Raw genomic sequence first — 1,555 nt, forward strand, 5'->3', positions numbered from 1 at the left:
GGGGGTATCTCTACAGGTGTGTAAGGAGTGATCTTCTGGGAAACAAGTGACCTGTGGGGACACCCACTTCTTCGGGGGGAGAAGCACCATCGTGTCTGTGATCGAGGATGTCGACGGCCCATCGTCGACTACTGGGAGTAATGGTTCGTCTACGATTTCGGAGGCTGTCAAGCGTCCGATCCGTGAGCTGCTCGACGATCGGCAGCTGGATGAGTTGCTGGCCCGTTCCCGGGACGAGGCCGGCGGGTTGCGGCTGACCGGTGAGGGCAGCATGCTCGGAGACCTGGTCAAGGCGGTCCTGGAGCGGGCGCTGGAGGCCGAACTGACCGCGCATCTGGGCTACACCAGGCACGCCACCGGCGGCTACAACTCGGGCAACTCCCGCAACGGGGCGATCAAGAAGACGGTGCAGACCGGCGTCGGGCCGGTGGAGCTGGCAGTGCCACGCGATCGCGCCGGGTCCTTCGAGCCGGTGCTGGTGCCCAAGCGGGCAGGCAGAGTGGCAGGCGGCCTGGACGACATGGTCATCTCGTTGTACGCGCACGGCATGAGCGTGCGCGACATCGTGCACCACCTCGAGCAGGTGTATGGCACCCGGCTGTCGGCCGAGACCATCTCAAGAATCACCGAGCAGGTCATGGAAGAGGTCAAGGCCTGGCAGCGGCGTCCGCTGGACCCGCTCTACGCCGTCGTCTTCCTCGACGCCATCGTGGTCAAGGTCCGCGACAACCACGTCGTGCAGAACAAGCCCGCCTACCTGGCCATCGGCATCGACACCGACGGCGACAAGCACGTCCTGGGCATCTGGATCGCCAAAACCGACGCCGGGAACTCCGCCGCGGGGGAAGGCGCCGGGTTCTGGCGCAGTGTGGTCACCGACCTGCGCAACCGCGGCGTCCAAGACATCCTCATCGCCTGCTGCGACGGCCTGACCGGCTTCGAGGACGCCATCCAGGCCACCTTCCCGCACACCACCGTGCAAACCTGCATCGTTCACCTCATCCGCAACAGCCTGCGGCTGGTACCCCGCAAGGAACGAGCCGACGTCGCCGCGGAGATGAAGAAGATCTACACCGCGCCCGACGCGGACGCGGCCTTCGACGCCCTGGACGACTTCGCCGGCAGCGCTCATGGCAAGAAGTATCCGCAAGCGGTGAAGGTCTGGGAGAACGCCTGGGACCAGGTCACCCCCTTCCTGGCCTTCACCCCTCCGGTGCGCAAACTGCTCTACACCACCAACAGCATCGAAAGCCTGAACTACCAGCTACGCAAAGTGACCAAGGCCCGCGGACACTTTCCCAGCGATGACGCCGTCGTCAAGCTGCTGTGGCTCGCGATCATCAACATCGAGGACAAACGCGCCCGCGAACGCGCCACCCACCGCGGCCAAGACGGCCACCGCGCCGGTTACCCCGGCCGCCTAATCGAAGGGCAAAGAACCCACGGCTGGCGCGAAGCCCTCAACGAACTCGCCGCCGCCTACCCAGGCCGCATCAGGTAAAGCAAGACAGCACACAACACAAGATCGTCTTTACACATCTGAGGTTACAAGCTC

Annotated in this window: 1 protein-coding gene; it reads left to right on the forward strand. The window is 64.6% G+C overall.

Annotated features, from left to right (window positions below; all coding sequences use genetic code 11):
* Positions 1-178: 178 nt before the first annotated feature.
* Positions 179-1,501 carry an IS256 family transposase gene (locus AB0F17_RS66425; protein WP_358047853.1) on the forward strand — a complete coding sequence of 441 codons (1,323 nt, stop codon included), beginning with the start codon at positions 179-181 and terminating at the stop codon, positions 1,499-1,501.
* Positions 1,502-1,555: the final 54 nt, after the last annotated feature.

The organism is Nonomuraea sp. NPDC026600, assembly GCF_040638335.1.
Classification (GTDB): Bacteria; Actinomycetota; Actinomycetes; order Streptosporangiales; family Streptosporangiaceae; genus Nonomuraea.